Raw genomic sequence first — 18,873 nt, 5'->3', positions numbered from 1 at the left:
AAAAAGCTATGAAAAAAGGCGGGCTAGGAGGGCCTCCTGCTCGGCCTGGTGGAGCTTGCCCGAGCCGACCGCGGGCGAGGACGAGGCCGGGCGGGAGACCCGCTTCAGGACACGTCCCTCCAGATGCGGCTGGAGCTTGAGCGCGAAGAACGGCCACGCGCCCATGTTGGCCGGCTCGTCCTGGACGTAGACGACCTCGGCGTCGGCCGGGTACTTGGCCAGCTCGGCCTTGATCTCGTCGATCGGCGGCGGGTAGAGCCGCTCCAGCCGGACCACCGCGGTGTCGCCCGCGCCGGCGGTCTTGCGGGCGTTCACCACGTCGTAGTAGATCTTGCCGGTGGTGAGCAGCACGCGCTTGACCCCGGCCGGCTCGATCGCCGGGTCGCTCTCCGGGATGACCGGGAGGAACGCCCCGCCGGTGATCTGCTCGACCGACGAGGTCGCCGCCTTGAGCCGCAGCAGCGACTTGGGCGTGAAGACGACCAGCGGCTTGCGGCGGTCGGACAGCACCTGCCAGCGCAGCAGGTGGAAGTAGTTGGCCGGCGTCGTCGGGTAGACCACGGTCATGTTGTCCTGGGCGCACAGCTGCAGGTAACGCTCGATGCGCGCCGAGGAGTGGTCTGGGCCCTGGCCCTCGTAGCCGTGCGGCAGCAGCAGGACCACGCCGGAGCGCTGGCCCCACTTCTGCTCGCCGGACGAGATGTACTCGTCGACGATCGACTGGGCGCCGTTGGCGAAGTCGCCGAACTGGGCCTCCCACGCCACCAGGGCGTCCGGCCGGGTCATCGCGTAGCCGTACTCGAAGCCCATCGCCGCGTACTCGCTGAGGAGCGAGTCGTGCACGTAGAACTTGGAGATGCCCTGGCCGAACTGGCGGAGCGGGGTGTACTCCTCGCCCGTCTTGCGGTCGACGAGCACCGCGTGCCGCTGGCCGAACGTGCCGCGCCGGGTGTCCTGGCCGACCAACCGCACCGGGTGGCCGTTGATCAGTAGCGAGCCCATCGCGAGCAGCTCACCGGTCGCCCAGTCGATCGCGTCGTCCTCGATGGACTGCACGCGGCGCTGCAGGATCGGCTGGAGCCGCGGGTGGACGGTGAAGCCCTCGGGCAGGCTGAGCTGCGTCTCGATGATCCGCTTGACGACCTCCTGCGGGATCGCCGTCCCGGCCGAGGCGTGGTCGATCGGGATGCGCTCCTCGACGTCGGGCTTGACGACCGAGCCGGGCGCGGGGGGCTGCTTGACCGCCTCACGGGTCTCGGTGAAGGCGCGTTCGAGCTGCTCCTGGTAGTCGCGGAGCGCGGCCTCGGCCTCCTCGACCGTGATGTCGCCACGGCCGATCAGCGCCTCGGTGTAGAGCTTGCGCACCGACCGCTTGGCGTCGATCAGGTCGTACATCAGCGGCTGGGTGAACGAGGGGTTCTCACCCTCGTTGTGGCCCCGGCGCCGGTAGCAGACCATGTCGATGACGACGTCCTTCTTGAACGTCTGGCGGTATTCGAACGCCAGCCGCGCGACCCGGGCGCAGGCCTCGGGGTCGTCGCCGTTCACATGGAAGATCGGCGCCTGGATCATCCGGGCCACGTCGGTGGCGTAGACGCTGGAGCGCGAGTACTCCGGCGCGGTGGTGAAGCCCACCTGGTTGTTGATGATCACGTGCACGGTGCCGCCGGTGCGGTAGCCGCGCAGCTGCGACAGGTTGAGGGTCTCGGCCACCACGCCCTGCCCGGCGAACGCGGCGTCGCCGTGGATCAGGACCGGCAGCACGGTGAAGCCCGCCTCGCCGACGTCCAGGATGTCCTGCTTGGCGCGGACGACGCCCTCCAGCACCGGGTCGACCGTCTCCAGGTGGGAGGGGTTGGCGACCAGCTCGGTGCGGATCTTGGAGCCGTCGTCGGCGATGAAGTCGCCCTCGGCGCCCAGGTGGTACTTCACGTCGCCGGAACCCTGCGCGCTGCGCGGGTCGAGGTTGCCCTCGAACTCGCCGAAGATCTGCGCGTAGGACTTGCCGACGATGTTGGCCAGCACGTTGAGGCGGCCGCGGTGCGCCATACCGATGACGACCTCGTCGAGGCTCGCCTTGGCGGCGGCGGAGATCACCGAGTCGAGCAGCGGGATGACCGACTCGCCGCCCTCGAGCGAGAACCGCTTCTGGCCGACGAACTTGGTCTGCAGGAACGTCTCGAACGCCTCGGCGCTGTTGAGCCGGCGCAGGACGTGCAGCTGCTCGTCGCGCGACGGCTTGTCGTGCGGGACCTCGACGCGCTCCTGGATCCAGGCGCGCTCCTCGGGGTCCTGGATGTGCATGAACTCGATGCCGACCGTACGGCAGTAGGCCATGCGCAGCACGCCGAGGATCTCGCGCAGCTTCATGGTCGGCTTGCCGCCGAAGCCGCCGGTCGCGAACTCGCGCTCCAGGTCCCACAGGGTGAGGCCGTGCTTGAGGATGTCGAGGTCGGGGTGGCGGCGCTGCTTGTACTCCAGCGGGTCGGTGTCGGCCATCAAGTGGCCGCGGACCCGGTAGGCGTGGATCAGCTCGTGCACGCGGGCGACCTTGGCGACGTCGTCCTCGTGGCTGGCGGAGATGTCCTTGACCCAGCGCACCGGCTCGTACGGGATGCGCAGCGCCTCGAAGATCTCGTCGTAGAAACCTTCCTCGCCCAGGAGCAGCTGGTGGATCCGGCGCAGGAAGTCGCCGGACTGCGCACCCTGGATGATCCGGTGGTCGTAGGTGGAGGTCAGCGTCATGACCTTGCTGATCCCCATGCGCGCCAGGGCCTCGTCGGAGGCGCCGGCGAACTCGGCCGGGTACTCCATGGCGCCCACGCCGATGATCGTGCCCTGGCCCGGCATCAGGCGCGGCACCGAGTGCACGGTGCCGATCGTGCCGGGGTTGGTCAGGCTGATCGTGGTGCCCTGGAAGTCGTCCAGGGTGAGCTTGTTGTTGCGCGCCTTGCGCACGATCTCCTCGTAGGCCGCCCAGAACTGGCGGAAGTCGAGGGTGTCGGCGGACTTGATGCTCGGCACCACCAGCTGGCGCTGGCCGTCGCTCTTCTGCAGGTCGATGGCCAGGCCGAAGTTGACGTGCTCGGGCTTGATCAGCACCGGCTTGCCGTCGACCTCGGTGTACGCGGCGTTCATCTCCGGCATCGACGCCAGCGCCTTGACGATGGCGTAGCCGATCAGGTGCGTGAACGACACCTTGCCGCCGCGGCCGCGCTTGAGATGGTTGTTGATCACAATGCGGTTGTCGATCAACAGCTTGGCCGGCACGGCCCGCACGCTCGTCGCGGTCGGCACCGCGAGGCTGGCCTCCATGTTGGTGGCCGTCCGGGCGGCCACGCCGCGCAGCCTGACCTCCTCGGCGCCGGCGGGCACCGGGGGCGGGGCGGGCTTGGCCGCCGCCGGCTGGGCGGCGGGCTTGCCGTCGGCCTTCGCGGGGGCCTTTGCAGGGGCCTGCGCGGGGGCCTGCGCCGGAGCGGCGGGCTTGGCGGGGGCCTGCGCCGGCGGCGCTGTCGGCGGTGCTGTCGGCGGGGCGGCTGCCGTACCGTTCGCGGCCCGGGGGGCCTGGCCGTCGGTCGCCGTGGTCACTCCCGGGGTCGCGGACGGCCGGGTGTCCGGCTGGTAGTCCGCAAAGAAGTTCCACCAGGCTTCGTCAACGGAGTTGGGGTCTTCGAGGTACTTCTGGTACAGCTCGTCGACCAGCCACTCGTTGGCGCCGAAATCTGTGTGCTTGGGGTCGGCACTTGAATGCGACGACTCTGTCGACACGGCGGAGATCGCCCTCTTCCGCAGCTCGCAGGTGAGTTCTGAGACGAGTCAAGGCTACTCGCACTTCCGTGTCGCAGAAGCAACCGAGGTGCCTTCCACCGCCTGTCACACCCCAATCCGGCCGATCTTGCCCAAGCCCGGCAGCCGGTTTCGTCAAGATCGGCCGGTGTGGAGAACGTGCTGGTGACGAGAGGGTGCCGCCCCCCACAGGAGGGGATCAGCCCCCTCAGGAGGGGATCAGCCGCCCAGGATGCCGCCGAGGCCGCCCTTGCCGCCCTCACCGATCACGGGCGGGCCCTCGCTCGCCTGGACGAGCACGAAGCCCTGGCCCTGGTAGGCGAGCTGCATGGCCTCGCCGCTGCCCCGTCCGATCAGCGCGCCCGCCTTGAACGTCTTGTTGACGCCCACCTGGAGGCTGGTGCTCCAGGCGATCGCGGACTGGCCGTCGGCGAACGTCGGGGCCCGGCCGCAGTCCAGCATCACCGGGGTGCCGTGGGCGGTGAGCGCCACCCAGCCGGTGCCGGTCAGCGTGGTGTTGAACAGCCCGCCCGCCGCGACGCCCGCGCCCTGCACGCGCTGGATGTCGGACTGCAGCTGGGGGTCGTAGGCCAGGATGTTGGTGCCGTTGACGGTGATCCCGTCGTTCTCCAGGTAGAACAGGTGGATGTCGTCGGCGTTGTTGGCCACGAACAGCAGGCCCTGCCCGCGCACCCGCATGAGCGGGACGCCCTCGCCGGTGACGGCCTTCTTGAGGAACTTGCCCATCCCTCCCGAGCCCTCGTAATCGAAATCCATCTGGCCCTGGAAGGCGACCATTGAGCCCTGCCGGGCCAGGACCTCGCCGTTCAGGTGCACCCGGAGCATCTTGGAGTTCTGCAGGGTGAAGTGGCCGGGGACCTGCCCCTGCTCCAGGTTGCCGAAGAACTGACTGCGCAGCATCGGAGGGCCTTTCTCGTTCTATCTCGGAGAGTGTCCGTCGGTGGGAAAGCTCGCCAGCATAGTGGCGGGTCGATTTTTGGACGACCAGGGCAATCCAGACGGTTCCCGCCACCGAATCACCCGTGTGATGCAGACGGATCGGGTGATCGCCGAACGCTACCGCCTGCTGGCCGAGCTCGGCCGGGGAGGCATGGGAATCGTCTGGCGAGCGGAGGACATCGTCCTCGGCCGCCAGGTCGCGGTGAAGGAGGTGCTGAGCCCGTCCGACGACGCCGCGCGCCGGGCCCTGCGAGAGGCCCGTTCGGCCGCGCGGCTGTCCCATCCCTCTGTCGTCAAAGTCTATGACGTGGTCGAGGAGGGCGGCCGGCCGTGGGTGGTGATGGAGTACGTCGAGGCGCGTTCGCTCCACGAGGTGATCAACCAGGACGGCCCGCTGCCGCCGGACCGTGCCGCTCGCGTCGGCCGCCAGCTCCTGTCCGCGCTGGGCGCCGCGCACAGCGTGGGCATCCTGCATCGCGACGTCAAGCCGGGGAACGTTCTGCTGGCCAAGGGCGACCGCGCGGTGCTCACCGACTTCGGCATCGCGTCCATCGAAGGCGACGTCACCCTGACCCAGGCCGGCGGCCTGCTCGGCTCACCGGCCTACATCGCGCCCGAGCGCTTCCTGGGCGAACGTGCCCTCCCCGCCTCCGACCTGTGGGCGCTCGGTGCGACGCTCTATGCGGCCACTTCCGGACGGCCGCCCTTCCACCGTGACGATCCGGTGGCCGTGTTCGGGGCCGTCCTCAACGAGGAACCGCCCATCCCGCCCCATGCCGAGGCCCTCCGGCCCGTCCTCGAAGGCCTGCTCCGCAAGGACCCGCGCGAGCGCATGCCGATCGGGGTGGCCGAGGCCGTCCTCCTGGCGATCAGCGAAGATCGCCTTCCCCGGCTGCCGCCGGTGGCCCCTCCCCAGGTCACCGGCGGCGGCACCCACCGCACGACCGCCGCCACGACCGAGTTGCCCGTCGTGCCGGAAACCGTCGTGCCGGAAACCGTGGCGCCGGAAACCGTCCTGCCCGAAGCCGTGCCGGAAAGGGGCACGGATCTCACCTGGCGGGTGGGAGGGGTCTTCGCGTACGTGGGGATGGCGCTGCTGTTGCTGGGATCCCTCTTCGTACTCCTCAGCTCGCGCTGAGCGCCGCGCGGCCGTGGGGCTCGGTCCAGTCGACGACCGGGCCCTTGGGGACCACGCCGGACGGATTGACGTTGGTCAGGGTCACGTAATAATGCCGCTTGATCTGGTCAAAGTCGGTGGTGTCGCGGAAGGCCGGCTGCTCGTAGAGGTCCCGCGCGTACCCCCAGAGGTTGGGGTAGTCGACCAGCCGGCGCAGGTTGCACTTGAAGTGGCCGTGGTAGACCGCGTCGAAGCGGGCCAGCGTGGTGTAGAGGCGGATGTCGGCCTCGGTCACCCGGTCGCCGAAGAGGTAACGGCGGGTGCTGAGCCGCTCCTCCAGCCGGTCCAGCGTCGCGAAGAGGGCGTCCACGGCCTCCTCGTACGCGTTCTGCTCGGTGGCGAAGCCCGCGCGGTAGACGCCGTTGTTGACCGTGGCGTAGACGAGCTCGTTCAGCTCGTCGATGTCCGGCCGCAACTCCACCGGATAGAGGTCGGGCGCGCCCGTGGGGTGGTAGTCGGTGAACTGCGTCTCGAACGTGGTCGTGATCGCCGGGAAGTCGTTGGTGACCAGGCGGCCGGTCACCGTGTCCCAGATGCAGGGCACGGTGTACCTGCCCTTGTACGAGCCGTCCGTCGCCAGATAGAGCTCGGAGAGGAAGGCCGCCCCGGTGACCGGGTCGCGGTCGGGGAAGCGCCAGCCCCGTTCGTCCCGGATGGGGTCCACGACGCCGAGGCTGATCACCTCGTCCAGCCCCAGCAGCGCGCGCACGATGAGGGTGCGCTGTGCCCACGGGCAGGCGTAGGAGACGAAGAGCCGGTAGCGGCCGGACTCGGCCGGATACCCGCTGGAGCCGTCGGCCGTGATCGTGTCCGTGAACCGGTTGGGCTGGCGTACGAACCGGCCCGCCGCCATCTCCTGGGTGATCATCCGCGTTCCTCCTGGGTGGGAGCCCTTCCGCCACGATAACCGCGGGCCCGAATCCGAGCGCCGTTCGGTCGGCGTGGTACTAAGTAACCCCCTGGTCGTTCACAGGGGACGGCAGTCGGTGCGATGTGAGGAGACAGGATGTCGGAACTGCGCTACGACGGGCGGGTCGCGGTCGTCACCGGGGCGGGGCACGGCCTCGGCCGGCAGCACGCGCTGGAGCTGGCGTCGCGCGGCGCCAAGGTCGTCGTGAACGACCTCGGCGGCGACCGCACCGGCGCGGGTGCCTCCGCCGGCCCGGCTCAGGAGGTCGTCGAGGAGATCAAGAAGAACGGCGGCGAGGCCGTCGCCAACCCCGACAACGTCGCCACTCCCGAGGGCGCCCAGGCGATCATCCAGACCGCGCTCGACGCGTTCGGCAAGGTCGACATCGTCATCAACAACGCGGGGATCCTGCGCGACAGGTCGTTCAAGAACATGAGCGTCGAGGAGTTCGACGCGGTCATCGCCGTGCACCTGCGCGGCTCGTTCCTGGTGTCCTCGGCCGCGTGGCCGGCGCTGCGCGAGCAGGGCTACGGGCGCATCGTCAACACCTCGTCGCCGGCCGGGCTGTTCGGCAACTTCGGCCAAGCCAACTACGCCACCGCCAAGATGGGCCTCGTCGGCTTCACCAAGACGCTCGCCCACGAGGGCGCCAAGTACAACATCAAGGCCAACGCGATCGCCCCGGTCGCGTGGACCCGCATGACCGAGGATCTGCTGCCGGCCGACTTCGCCGACAAGCTGGGCGTCGACCAGGTCACCCCGCTGGTGGCCTACCTGGCGCACGAGAGCAACCCCGACTCCGGCGAGGTCTACACGGTCGGCGGCGGCCGGATCGCCAAGATCTTCGTCGCCGAGGGACCGGGCTACGGCCAGAAGGAGACGCTCACGGTCGAGGCCGTCCGCGACAACTGGGCCGCGATCAACGCCGACTCCCCGCTCACGGTCTTCAAGAACGTGGGCGAGCAGATGGGTCCCCTCATCCAGCAGCTGACCTCCTGACGGGACCTCCTCATGGGAGACCTACGGCTCGACCGGCGGGACGGGGTGCTCACCATCACCCTGTCCCGCCCGGAGCGGCTCAACGCGGTCACCGCGTCGGTCACCGAGGAGATGCTCGACGTCCTCAACGAGCTGATGCGCGACCCGGACACCCGGGTCGTGATCCTCACCGGTGAGGGGCGCGGCTTCTGCTCCGGCATGGATCTCCAGGGCGGCGACCCGGGAGGCGGGGACGAAGGGCGCATCCAGCGCATCTATCGCGGCATCGCGCGGGGCGGCGAGGTGACGGCCCGGCTCCGGGAGATCCCGCAGCCGGTCATCGCCGCGCTGCACGGCCCGGTCGCCGGCATGGGAGTCTCCTGGGCGCTGGCCTGCGACCTGCGGGTGGCCGACCCGACGACCAGGTTCGTGGTGCCGTTCGTCGACCTCGGGCTGTCGGCGGGCGACTGCGGCCTCTCGTGGCTGCTGCCGCGGCTCGTCGGCCCGGCCAAGGCCGCCGAGATCTTCTACCGGGCCCAGCGCCTGGACGTGGCGAAGGCGGCCGAGCTCGGGCTCATCACCGAGCTCACCGCCGAGGGCGCCGACCTCGAAGGCGCGCTGGCGCTCGCGGGGGAGCTCCTCACCAAGTCCCCGTACGGGCTCCGCCGCACCAAGGAGCTCCTCAACATGTCGCTGGACGCTCCAGGCCTCCGCCAGCAGCTCGCGATGGAGACGGGCATCCAGACCATGGCCTTCTTCACCGAAGACCTCGTCGAGGGAATGACGGCCACGCTCGAAAAGCGCCCCCCGGCGTTCAAGAACCGCTAGGGCGTGTCTCAAGGTCGGCGCCCGTGACGAGCGTCGCGCAGTAGGGCAGCTGAGCTTGAGACACGCCCTGGGCCTGCTGTTGACTCGTGGCGGTTCGTCTACCGGACGAACCGCCACATGTCGACCAGCGCAAGGGGGCGCGGTGGAGCGGGAGATCGCTCTCGAGGGCTGCGTGAACTTCCGGGATCTCGGCGGTTACGCCGCAGACGGCGGCCACGTCCGGTGGCGCAGGCTCTTCCGCAGCGACGCGCTGCACGAGCTGACCCCGGCCGACGTGGCGGCCATCCGGGACCTCGGCGTGACCACGGTGATCGACCTGCGGTCCGACTTCGAACGGGCCCACGACGGCGGCCCGCATCCCCTCGGCGGCGCGGTGGAGCTCGTCCGCGCACCGATCATCAACGAGGGCAACGGGCACCTCATGGCCGACACGTCGCTGACGCTCGCCCAGCGGTACGCCGGATCATGGAGAGCACCGGCACCGCGCTGGCCGACGCGGTCCGCGCCATCGCCGAGGCGCCGGGCGCGGCCGTCTTCCACTGCGCCGCGGGCAAGGACCGCACCGGGATGGTCAGCGCCGCCGTGCTCGGCACGCTCGGCGTCGCGGACGAGGACGTGATCGCCGACTACGCCATGACCGGCCGCAACCTGGTGGACATCCAGGCCCGCCTTGAGCGCCACGCCGCGTACGAGCAGACCTACGCCTACGTGCCGCGCGACGCCATGACCGCTGAGGCCGACACCATGGGCGAGCTGATCGCCGACCTGCGCGCACGCCACGGGGACATGCCCGCCCTCCTGCGTGCCCTGGGCGTCACCGAGGCCACCATCACCCGCCTCCGCGCCACCCTGATCGAAGCGCCCGCCTGACCGAACGCCGGGGCTCCGGTCGAGCGCCGTTCAGTCGGACAGTGCGGTGGCCAGGGCCTCCACGTAGCGGAGCGCGGCCACCTGGGCCAGCGCCGGGTGGGCGCCGATGGGGGCGGCGTGCTCCGCGCCGGCCGCCGCCGCGGCGGCGGCGAGGCGCTCGGCGGAGACCTCGGGACCGATCAGGTGCGGCGCCACCGCCAGCCGGGTGGCACCGGACGCGCGCAGCTGCGCGGCGGCCGCCGCGATGGCGGCCTCGTCGCCGAGCGAGGCGGTGAAGACCGGTGCGGCCAGCCGGGCCGCCAGCAGGACGCTGGTGACCTCTGCCTGGCGGACCGCCTCCGGGTCGCCGGGCGTGACCACCACGACCCCGCTGGCGGCGGTCACCATCGTCATCATGCGCACCCGGTCGGCGCGGGCCAGCCCCGCCTCGGCGAGCCGCTCGTGCAGCGCCTCGGCGATGAGCGGGTGCGGGCCGAGCGGATCGGCGGCCACGGCCGGCACGTGGGCATCGGCCACGATCTTGCGGACCGCGGCCTCCACCTCGGGATCGGGGCCCGTGGTGAGCGGCACGACGACGGCGGCCGGTTCGTCGGGCCGCTCCGCGCGCACCTCCGCGAGGACGGCGCTCAGGTGCTGCTCGGCGCCTTCGAGGTGGCCGACCAGCGCGGGCTGGCCGGTCTGCTCGATCTCGACGAGCCGTGCGAGCTCGGTCGCGACGGCGCCACCGGGAGCGGTGGCAGGGCCGGGAGCTGCGAGGATGAGGGCGGGGGAGCCTGGTGGCAGCAGATAGGATTCAGCGCCGCGATGCCGCCCGCCCCTGGGGGTTCGGCGGCGCCGCGACGGAAGTGCCTCGGATGCCTGGCTTTCGGGACTCACGGCCGGAATGTTAACGCTCCTGAGCGTGTCTGTCGGTCTCGAGTCGTGATCCCCGCTGGTAGAGATCTTCGATCTCCCTGCCGTACCGGGCCGCGATCGGCTTCCGCTTGAGCTTCATGGTCGGCGTCAGCTCGTCGCCGCCGGGCGCCCAGTCGTCGGCGATCACGGTGAATTTCTTGATCTGTTCGACCCGGGACAACCGGGCGTTGGCGCGTTCGACCGCCGCCTCGACCTCGGCCAGCGTGGCGGGGTCGGCGGGGGAGCGGCCGGTCTCGGGGTCGAGGACGATGAGGGCCACGTTGTACGGGCGGCGGTCGCCGACGCAGACCGCGTGCGCGATGAGGGGACTCTCGGCCTTGATCGCGTTCTCGATGTTCGCCGGGGACATGTTCTTGCCCGCCGCGTTGATGATCATTTCTTTCTTGCGGTCCACGATGGTGACGTAGCCGTCGCCGTCGATGGTGGCCACGTCACCGGTGCGCAGCCAGCCGCCGGCGTCCATCGCCTCGGCGGTCAGGTCGGGCCGGTTGCGGTAGCCGCGCATCACCACCGCGCCGCGGCAGAGCAGCTCCCCGTCGTCGGCGAGCCTCACCTCGACGCCGGGAAGCGGCCGTCCGACCGAGCCGGGACGCAGTTCGCCCGGCCGGTTGACCACCGCGAACCCGCTGGTCTCGCTCATGCCCCAGCCCTCCAGGAGGGGGATGCCGATGCGGCCGAAGAAGTCCTGCACGTCGCGCGGGGTCGGGGCGGCGCCGGTGAGGAAGTACTCGGCCTGGTCGAGCCCGATCGCCTCCTTGATCTTCTGGTGGCCGGCCGGGTCGCCTGCGGCGAGCTCGCCCGGGAACAACACCTCCAGAGCGGCCTTGAGCTTCTCCCAGATGCGCGGCACCCCGCCGAAGAACGTCGGGCGGAGCTGCGCGGCCAGCCCGATCAGCGCCTTGGGGTCGGGGCAGGTGGTGACGGTGAGGCCCCAGGTCATGAGGCCCGAGTAGTGCGAGGTCCAGCGGTCGGCGACGTGAGCCGAGGGCAGGTAGGAGATGAGCCGGCCGCCGGGCGTCACCGGCATGACCTCGTGCAGCCCGCGGATCTCGGCCATCATCGCGGCGTGCGTGATCTCGACGCCCTTGGGCGGGCCGGTCGTGCCGGAGGTGTAGATGAGCGTGAGCACGTCGTCGGGGCGCACTGAGCTCCAGGCGGCGTCGAAGTCGAAGTCCGCAGTCCCGGCCGCCTCGACGTCGCCCAGGCTCAGCGCGCCGTCCCCCGGGCTGTCCCCTTCTGTGCCGTCCCCTTCTGTGCCGTCCACGATGACCAGGTGCGCGGCGGGCACGCCCGCCGCCTTGACGGCGTCCGCGAACAGCCGCTCGGTGACGACGATGTGCGGCGCGGCGTCGGTCAGCACATGTGCGATCTGTGCGGGCGCGCTGGTGTTGTAGACCGAGAACGGGACCGCGCCGAGGTGCATCGCGGCGGTGTCGACGAGGTGGAACTCCGGCCGATTGGTGAGCATGACGGCGACCCGGTCGCCGTGCCCGAGGCCGAGGGCGGCGAACCCGGCGCTCAGCGCGCGCACCCGCGCGGCCAGTTGCGCGTGCGTCAGCTCCACGGTCCCGTCGTGGCTGCGGACCGCGAGCTGGTCTGGCCGTTCGGCGGCGGTGGCCTGGTACGCCGCGCAGAGCGTGTCCGCCGACAGGGCCCGCGCCGCGGTGTCGATCGACAGGGGCTCCGCTGCTGTGTCCGTGCTCAACGTTCCGACGCCTCCGCTCGAAGATGATCAAACTCGAAGGTGATCAAAGAGGCCGAGTATGGCGTACGGCCCGGGCCCGCGGCAGGGGCTTGAGGGTGAATTGCCCGGTGTGGTCCACGCCACAGACCTACATGATCACTAAGCGCGACTCGTTTCGGTCGGCCCCATTCCCATCAGGCCGAATGGCCACCAGGCATTCGAAATCCGGGCGAGGGGGGTTGCGGCGGCATTCGGGGCGGCCTTTATGATCGAGAGCTCTGGCCCCGCGGGTGCTGGGGCCGGATGTCAGGACACCATGAGTCCGAAGGTTCGAGGTTCATTTGAAATCCCCCCGCACACGGTCGATTCGCGCTGAGATCGCCGTTCTGCTCTTCGTGCCGCTGATCTCCCTGATCGCGCTCTGGGGCTACGCCGCGAGCGTCACCGTCGGCGACGCGCTGGCCCAGCGCCGCTACCACACGCTGGACCGCAAGTTCGCGCCCAGCGGCCAGGGAGTGCTGATCGAGCTGGGCAAGGAGCGCCTCGCCTCGGCCATCTTCCTCAGCACGCCGGAGTCGGCCGCGCCTGAGGTCCCCGCGGAGCTGCGTGCGCAGCGCGCCAAGGTCGACGCGGCGGTGGCCTTCTTCCGCAAGGAGGCCACCGGCGACGTGGCGCGCGGCGCGACCAACGCCGCCATGGAGCAGCGGGTCGCGGACGTGCTCGACGAGCTGGACATGCTGCGCACGTCGCGTGCGGCCGTGGACGACCGGTCGGTGGACCGGCTGGAGGCCGTCCAGGGCTACAACCGCATGGTCGACGCCATGCACCGCGCCTACGACGCCCTGGTCGTGATCGACGACTCGTCCCTCTACAACTGGACGCTGTCGACGCGTGCGGCCGGGCGGGCACTGGAGCTGATCCAGCGTGAGAACGCGCTCGTGGCCGGGGCGTTCGTCACCAAGAACCGGATGACCGCCGCCGAGCACCGGATGTTCGTGGAGATGGTCGGCGAGCAACGCCAGCAGTGGGTGAAGCAACGGTCCCTGCTCGACCCGGCCATCTACAACACAGGCACGGCGCAGGTCTTCGCCTCGCAGCAGTACCGGGCCTTCAGGATGATGGAGGACCGCATCGCCGAGCAGGGACGCGGCGCGCTGCCGGTGTCCGCCGGCGAGTGGCAGGCGACGGCGCAGCCGCTGGTCCTCAGCATCAACAAGATGGTGCTGACCAACTCCAAGCGCGCGGGCGAGCACGCGGACGACCTCGGACGCTCGGCCTACATCCGGGTGGGCGTCGTCGGCGGTGTCGGTCTGCTCGCGGTCATCGTGTCGATCCTGCTGTCGCTGCGGTTCGGCCGCGGCCTCGGCCGCGAGCTGGTCGGACTGCGGCGGTCCGCGCAGGAGATGGCCGAGCAGCGGCTGCCCGGCGTCGTGGAACGGCTGCGGCGGAACGAGAGCGTGGACGTGGCCGCCGAGGTCCCGGCACTGCAGACCCGCGGCAAGATCGACGAGGTCGTCAAGGTCTCCGAGGCGTTCGCGTCGGTGCAGCGCACCGCCGTCGACGCCGCCGTGGGCCAGGCGGAGCTCCGCCGCGGCGTCAGCCGGATCTTCCTCAACATCGCGCGCCGCAACCAGTCGCTGCTGCACCGGCAGCTGACGATGCTGGACACGCTGGAGAGCCGGGCGGAGGCCGACGACCTCGATGACCTGTTCCGGCTCGACCACCTCACGACCCGCATGCGGCGGCACGCCGAGAGCCTCATCATCCTGTCCGGCGCGACCCCGGGGCGCGGTTGGCGCCAGCCGCAGCGGATCGTGGACGTGCTGCGCGGCGCCGTCGCCGAGATCGAGGAGTACACCCGCGCGAAGGTGATGACCGACTCCGCCGACGGCCTCGTCGGCCCCGTCGTGACCGACGTCGTGCACCTGCTCGCCGAGCTGGTGGAGAACGCGGTCGCCTTCTCGCCGCCCAACACCGACGTGCGCGTGCTCGCCGAACGGGTCGGCAGCGGGTTCGTCGTGGAGATCGAGGACCGGGGCCTCGGCGTCCAGCCCGAGCTGCTCGCGAGCATCAACGCGCGGCTGGCCGAACCGCCGGAGTTCGACCTCGTCGACACCGACCAGCTCGGCCTGTTCGTGGTGGCGCGGCTGGCCGCCCGCCACAACATCAAGGTCTCCCTGAACCCGTCCCCGTACGGCGGCACCACGGCGATCGTCCTGCTTCCGCACGAGCTCGTCGTGCCGGCCGAGCACATGACCGATGCGATGGCGTCCGCCGAGGCCGAGCGGCAGAACCAGGGTCCCCGGGAGACGCCCAGAAGGCCGGTGCCCGTTCCGCAACTGCATGCGCAGCCACCCGCGCCGCCAGCACCGCCCCCGCCGCCCGCGCAGGTCGTGCAGCCTGAGCCACCTGCCCCGGTCGTGCAGGCTGAGCCACCTGCCCCGGTCGCGGAGACTGAGCCCTCGTCGCCGCCCACGCCGCCCGCGCAGGCGGTGCCTTCGCTTCAGGCTCCGGCGGAGCCCACGCCTGCGCCTCCGCCGCCCACGCCTTCGAGGCGGCTGGGTAATCCCTGGTTCGACGACGCCCCAGAGCTGCCGCAACACTCTCAAAGTCCTGCGCCGGCGCCGGTCCCCGAGAACGGCGAAGCACCCGTGAACGGTGAGGCTCCGGCGACGCACGCGGGACTGCCGCGCCGCGTTCGCCAGGAGAACCTCGCCCCACAATTGCGCAAGGAGCGTCCTGCGGCGCCCGACCTCGCCACCGGCCCGGTCGCGCGGTCTCCCGAGGAAGCGCGGTCGCTGATGGCTTCGATGCAGCAAGGGTGGCGACGTGGCCGAGAGTCGGACGTCGAGGGTGAGGACGAGCAGTGACCAAGGACGAGCAGTGACGACGCACACGATGGCGGTGCCGGTCAAGCGCGTCGGCAGGCACCTGCAGGCGAACCCGAGGTCGGTACCGTGATGAGCCGTTCACGGGACCAGTGGTTCGACCGCGAGGCCGGACCGCTCGTCCGCCCGTACGCCATGACTCAGGGGAGGACGCGGCCGAGCGGCGAGTCGTTCGACCTGATCGCGGTCGTCGCCGCCACCGGCGAGCCGCCGGGCGACCGGCTGCGCTACAGCCCCGAGCACCAGTGGATCCTGCGGCGCTGCGGTACGCCGGTGTCCGTGGTCGACCTGGCCTCGGACGTCGGGCTGCCGCTCGGGGTGGTGCGCGTGGTGCTCGGTGACCTGCGCGACGAGGGCCTGATCCGGGTGGTCGCGACCATCGACCGGTCGAGCGAACGGCCCAACCTGGGAGTGCTGCGGGAGGTCCTCGACGGCCTCCGTGCCCTGTGACGCGGGGGGAGCCGGTGCGCCTGAATTGTCGGGAACTTGCGGTTGAAGTGTGACGAAGGCCCTATGATCGGCGGACATATGCCGTACGGGGGGTCGTACTGCCACGAGGTGTCATGAGTCCTCGCACGCGATCGATCCGGTCGAGAACCGTCGTGTTGCTGCTGGTTCCGCTGCTGTCGCTGGTGGCTCTCTGGGCGTTCGCGGCCAGCCTCACCCTGGGCGACGCATTGGAGCACCGCCGGGGTGAGTCGTCGACGTCGCGCCTGACCAAGCCGCTGCAGGCCGCCACCTACATGCTGGAGATGGAACGGCACGCGGCGGTATCGCTGCTGAGCGCGGGCAAGTCGGCGCCGCCCCAGCCGTTCGACGCCCTGCGGGGGCGCACCGACAGCGCGCTGGCCGATCTGCAGAAGCTGGCCAAGAAGGAGATGGACGAGGCCGGCGACCCCGACTCCCAGCGGATCAGGCTGCTGCGGGAGGCCCTCAAACAGCTGGAGGCGCTGCCCACCACGCGCACCTCGGTCGAGACGCACGCGGTGACCCGCCTCCGCGCGCTCGAGTCGTACAGCACCATGATCGACGCGCTGTTCGACTTCTCCGCCAAGCAGACGCCGACCGACGACGCGCGTCTGCACTTCTGGGCGTCCAGCCTCGTCGCGGGCTCGCGCGCCATGGACATGGTCATGCGCGAGAGCGCGCTGGTGGCCGGGGCCGCCATCACCGGCGGGCGCATGAACGCGGCGGAGCACCGGCACTTCGCCGGGCTCGTCGCGCAGCAGCAGGCCTACTGGGCCGAGCAGCGCGCCAGCCTCGACCCGAAGATCTACGCCCGGTCCTGGGCCCCGCTCTTCTCGTCCGCCGCGTACACCGGCTTCAAGACGATGGAGCAGGACGTCGCCGAGGCCACCGGCAAGATCGACATCAACACCGAGCAGTGGGACGCCAACTCCAAGGCGCTGCTGGGCGCGTTCACCCAGGCCGCGCTCCAGGACAGCAAGGCGCTCGCCGCCGACCAGGACTCGGCGAGCCAGAGCATCCTGCTCCGGCTCATCGTCGCCGGCGGACTCGGGCTGGTCGCGGTGATCGGGTCGATCCTGCTGTCGGTGCGGTTCGGCCGCGGCCTGGTGCGCGAACTGATCGACCTGCGCGCCGCCGCGCAGGACCTGGCCGGACGGCGGCTCCCGGACGTGGTCGCGCGGCTGGTCCGCGGTGAACGCGTCGACGTCGCGGCGGAGGCGCCGCCGATCCCGGCCGGACGCACGGCGGAGATCGCCGCGGTCGCCGAGGCGTTCGGCACCGTGCAGCGCACCGCGATCCAGGCCTCGGTCGGCCAGGCCGACCTGCGCGACGGCGTCAGCCGGATCTTCCTCAACATCGCGCGCCGCAACCAGTCGCTGCTGCATCGCCAGCTCGCGATGCTCGACTCCCTGGAGAGCCGGGCGGAGGCCGACGACCTCGATGACCTGTTCCGGCTCGACCACCTCACGACCCGCATGCGGCGGCACGCGGAGAGCCTCATCATCCTGTCCGGCGCGACGCCCGGTCGCGGCTGGCGCCAGCCTGTGCGGATCGTGGACGTGCTGCGCGGCGCCGTCGCCGAGGTCGAGGACTACACCCGCGTCACGGTGATGACCGAGTCCGAGGACGGCCTGCTCGGCGCGGCCGTCACGGACGTGATCCACCTGATCGCCGAGCTGGTGGAGAACGCGTGCTCCTTCTCGCCGCCCAGCACCGAGGTCCGGGTCATGGCCGAACGTGTGGGCAGCGGTTTCGTGGTCGAGGTCGAGGACCGCGGCCTCGGCGTCCAGCCGGACCTGCTCGAAAGGATCAACCAGCGGCTCGCCACGCCGCCCGAGTTCGACCTCGTCGACACCGACCAGCTCGGCTTGTTCGTGGTGGCGCGGCTGGCCGCCCGCCACAACATCAAGGTCTCGCTGCGGCCTTCCCCGTACGGCGGCACCACGGTGATCGTCCTGCTTCCGCACGAACTCGTCGTGCCGGTGGAGGACTTCGACAAGGAGCCGCCGGTCGAGGAGCCGCCCGAGCCCCAGATCGACGCCCGGCCGGACGCGGGCGTCGTGGCGCTGCGCGATGTCGGCGCTCTCCGGCGGGGCGACGCGGCGCCCGAGGCCGAGCCCGCCCTCCCGCCCCCTACCGCTCCCGCTCCCGAATCCTTGCCACCAGCCGGCGGTGGCCTGTACGACGCGCCGTGGGAGACGGTGACCGTTCCACAGCAAGTCGATTCCGTTCCCGCGGCGACACCTGCACCTCCGGCCACCCCGGCCGCTCCCGTGCCGGATCCAGCGCCGCCCGCACCCCCGGCACCACCGGCACCCCCGGAGCCGCCCGCGCCATTCGGGCCGCCTGAGGTGACATTCGAGCAGCCGCCGGCCGCGCCCGCGGTCCCTGCGACCGTCCAAGCTCCCGTGGACACACCCGAACCGTCCGGCAACCCGTGGGGGAAGCCGGACGCGACCGCGACACCGGCGGGAAGCGGCGAGACCAGCGCCGGCAACCCCTGGTTCGACGAAGTGAAGTTCGACGAAGTGAAAGGGCCGGACCGCTTGGCCGTACCACCACAGCCCCCCGCCACCAACGGCAATGGCAACGGCACTCCGCAACCGCCTGGCAAGGCCACCTCGGAACCGGCCGAGACCCACGCCGGACTCCCACGCCGGCGGCGCCAAGAGAACCTGGCGCCCCAGCTTCGTAACGAGAACCGCCCAACGCCGCCTCCAGCGGTCGGCGACAGCGCGCATGGTGTCGTGGCGCGCTCGCCCGAGGAGGCGCGCTCGCTGATGTCGTCGATCCAGCAGGGATGGCGGCGCGGGCGGGTCACCGGTTCGAGCAAACCGGACACAGAGACTGATCCGGGCGTAGAGACTGAACCGGACACAGAGACTGATCCGGGCATAGAGACTCAACCGGACGCACAGACTGATTCGGACTTGAACGGGGAGGAAGCCCGATGATGCACAACTCGACCGCCACCGGCGAACTGAACTGGCTGCTCAACGACTTCGCCGGGCGGATCCCGGCGGTGCGCCAGGCCGTGATCCTCTCCAGGGACGGGCTGGCGATCGCGGCGTCGCAGGAGCTGGGGCGGGAGGACGCCGAGCATCTGTCGGCGTTGGCCGCCGGGGTGCAGAGCCTCGCACGCGGTGCGGGGCGGCATTTCAACGGCGGCAACGTGCGGCAGACCATCATCGAGATGGACGCGGTGTTGTTGTTCGTGACGGCGGCCGGCGACGGCACCTGCCTCGCCGTGCTGAGCGACGCGGACGCCGACGCGGGCCTCATCGCCTACGAGATGGCGGTGCTGGTCAAGCGCGTCGGCCAGCACCTGCAGGCACATCCGCGCTTCGCTCCCGGGACGGGCGGAGGTGTCGCCCCGCAGCCCGGTGGCGCGGGCTTCGGCGGAAACTGA

At 70.9% G+C, this 18,873-nt stretch carries 12 protein-coding genes and 1 pseudogene; 8 read left to right on the top strand and 5 right to left on the bottom strand.

Annotated elements, in window-relative coordinates:
• Positions 1–6: 6 nt before the first annotated feature.
• Complete coding sequence (locus tag F8566_RS34835) at positions 7–3,768, bottom strand: multifunctional oxoglutarate decarboxylase/oxoglutarate dehydrogenase thiamine pyrophosphate-binding subunit/dihydrolipoyllysine-residue succinyltransferase subunit (protein WP_151566123.1); 3,762 nt, start codon at positions 3,766–3,768, stop codon at positions 7–9.
• Positions 3,769–4,005: 237 nt separating this feature from the next.
• On the bottom strand, positions 4,006–4,704 hold the full coding sequence (locus F8566_RS34830) for an AIM24 family protein (RefSeq protein WP_192810027.1): 699 nt from the start codon (positions 4,702–4,704) through the stop codon (positions 4,006–4,008).
• Positions 4,705–4,834: 130 nt separating this feature from the next.
• Between F8566_RS34830 and F8566_RS34825 the strand changes: the two genes are divergently transcribed.
• On the top strand, positions 4,835–5,884 hold the full coding sequence (locus F8566_RS34825) for a serine/threonine-protein kinase (protein WP_151566121.1): 1,050 nt from the start codon (positions 4,835–4,837) through the stop codon (positions 5,882–5,884).
• Here the strand turns inward: F8566_RS34825 and F8566_RS34820 are convergent.
• The gene (locus tag F8566_RS34820) at positions 5,871–6,791 is read right to left on the bottom strand and encodes a glutathione S-transferase family protein (protein WP_151566120.1); all 921 of its coding nucleotides are present in this window, start codon (positions 6,789–6,791) and stop codon (positions 5,871–5,873) included. The genes F8566_RS34825 and F8566_RS34820 overlap by 14 nt on opposite strands.
• A gap of 138 nt (positions 6,792–6,929) precedes the next feature.
• Here F8566_RS34820 and F8566_RS34815 point away from each other — a divergent pair, with 138 nt between their 5' ends.
• The 3 genes and pseudogenes from F8566_RS34815 to F8566_RS53115 all read left to right on the top strand — a co-directional run bounded on the left by F8566_RS34815 (position 6,930) and on the right by F8566_RS53115 (position 9,509).
• Entirely contained in the window at positions 6,930–7,832 is a 903-nt protein-coding gene (locus F8566_RS34815; protein WP_151566119.1) for an SDR family oxidoreductase, read from the top strand.
• Positions 7,833–7,844: 12 nt separating this feature from the next.
• Entirely contained in the window at positions 7,845–8,639 is a 795-nt protein-coding gene (locus F8566_RS34810; RefSeq protein ID WP_151566118.1) for an enoyl-CoA hydratase/isomerase family protein, read from the top strand.
• Positions 8,640–8,781: 142 nt separating this feature from the next.
• A pseudogene (locus F8566_RS53115) lies at positions 8,782–9,509 on the top strand (tyrosine-protein phosphatase).
• Between the two features lie 30 nt (positions 9,510–9,539).
• Here the strand turns inward: F8566_RS53115 and F8566_RS34800 are convergent.
• Together F8566_RS34800 and F8566_RS34795 are read right to left on the bottom strand one after the other, a co-directional pair.
• A complete protein-coding gene (locus F8566_RS34800) occupies positions 9,540–10,385 on the bottom strand; it encodes a sirohydrochlorin chelatase (RefSeq protein WP_151566116.1) in 846 nt (281 codons plus the stop codon).
• Between the two features lie 10 nt (positions 10,386–10,395).
• Entirely contained in the window at positions 10,396–12,129 is a 1,734-nt protein-coding gene (locus tag F8566_RS34795; RefSeq protein WP_151566115.1) for an AMP-dependent synthetase/ligase, read from the bottom strand.
• Between the two features lie 320 nt (positions 12,130–12,449).
• Between F8566_RS34795 and F8566_RS34790 the strand changes: the two genes are divergently transcribed.
• The 4 genes from F8566_RS34790 (at position 12,450) to F8566_RS34775 (ending at position 18,873) form a co-directional block, all read left to right on the top strand.
• The gene (locus F8566_RS34790) at positions 12,450–14,978 is read left to right on the top strand and encodes a sensor histidine kinase (RefSeq protein ID WP_151566114.1); all 2,529 of its coding nucleotides are present in this window, start codon (positions 12,450–12,452) and stop codon (positions 14,976–14,978) included.
• Positions 14,979–15,068: 90 nt separating this feature from the next.
• A complete protein-coding gene (locus F8566_RS34785) occupies positions 15,069–15,446 on the top strand; it encodes a DUF742 domain-containing protein (RefSeq protein WP_151566113.1) in 378 nt (125 codons plus the stop codon).
• Between the two features lie 113 nt (positions 15,447–15,559).
• Positions 15,560–18,418, top strand: coding sequence for a sensor histidine kinase (locus F8566_RS34780; RefSeq protein ID WP_151566112.1), 2,859 nt, complete (start codon positions 15,560–15,562; stop codon positions 18,416–18,418).
• Positions 18,415–18,873: a roadblock/LC7 domain-containing protein gene (locus tag F8566_RS34775; RefSeq protein WP_151566111.1), complete on the top strand. Its 459-nt coding sequence runs from the start codon at positions 18,415–18,417 to the stop codon at positions 18,871–18,873. The genes F8566_RS34780 and F8566_RS34775 overlap by 4 nt, the downstream gene beginning before the upstream one ends.

This window comes from Actinomadura rudentiformis (assembly GCF_008923185.1).
GTDB lineage: Bacteria > Actinomycetota > Actinomycetes > Streptosporangiales > Streptosporangiaceae > Spirillospora > Spirillospora rudentiformis.
This window is presented reverse-complemented; position numbering and strand designations above follow the sequence as displayed.

Coding starts and splice junctions, on each gene's coding strand:
- F8566_RS34825 (WP_151566121.1), top strand. CDS start 4,835: ATGCAGACGGATCGGGTGATCGCCGAACGCTACCGCCTGCTGGCCGAG.
- F8566_RS34820 (WP_151566120.1), bottom strand. CDS start 6,791: ATGATCACCCAGGAGATGGCGGCGGGCCGGTTCGTACGCCAGCCCAAC.
- F8566_RS34815 (WP_151566119.1), top strand. CDS start 6,930: ATGTCGGAACTGCGCTACGACGGGCGGGTCGCGGTCGTCACCGGGGCG.
- F8566_RS34810 (WP_151566118.1), top strand. CDS start 7,845: ATGGGAGACCTACGGCTCGACCGGCGGGACGGGGTGCTCACCATCACC.
- F8566_RS34785 (WP_151566113.1), top strand. CDS start 15,069: ATGAGCCGTTCACGGGACCAGTGGTTCGACCGCGAGGCCGGACCGCTC.
- F8566_RS34780 (WP_151566112.1), top strand. CDS start 15,560: ATGAGTCCTCGCACGCGATCGATCCGGTCGAGAACCGTCGTGTTGCTG.
- F8566_RS34775 (WP_151566111.1), top strand. CDS start 18,415: ATGATGCACAACTCGACCGCCACCGGCGAACTGAACTGGCTGCTCAAC.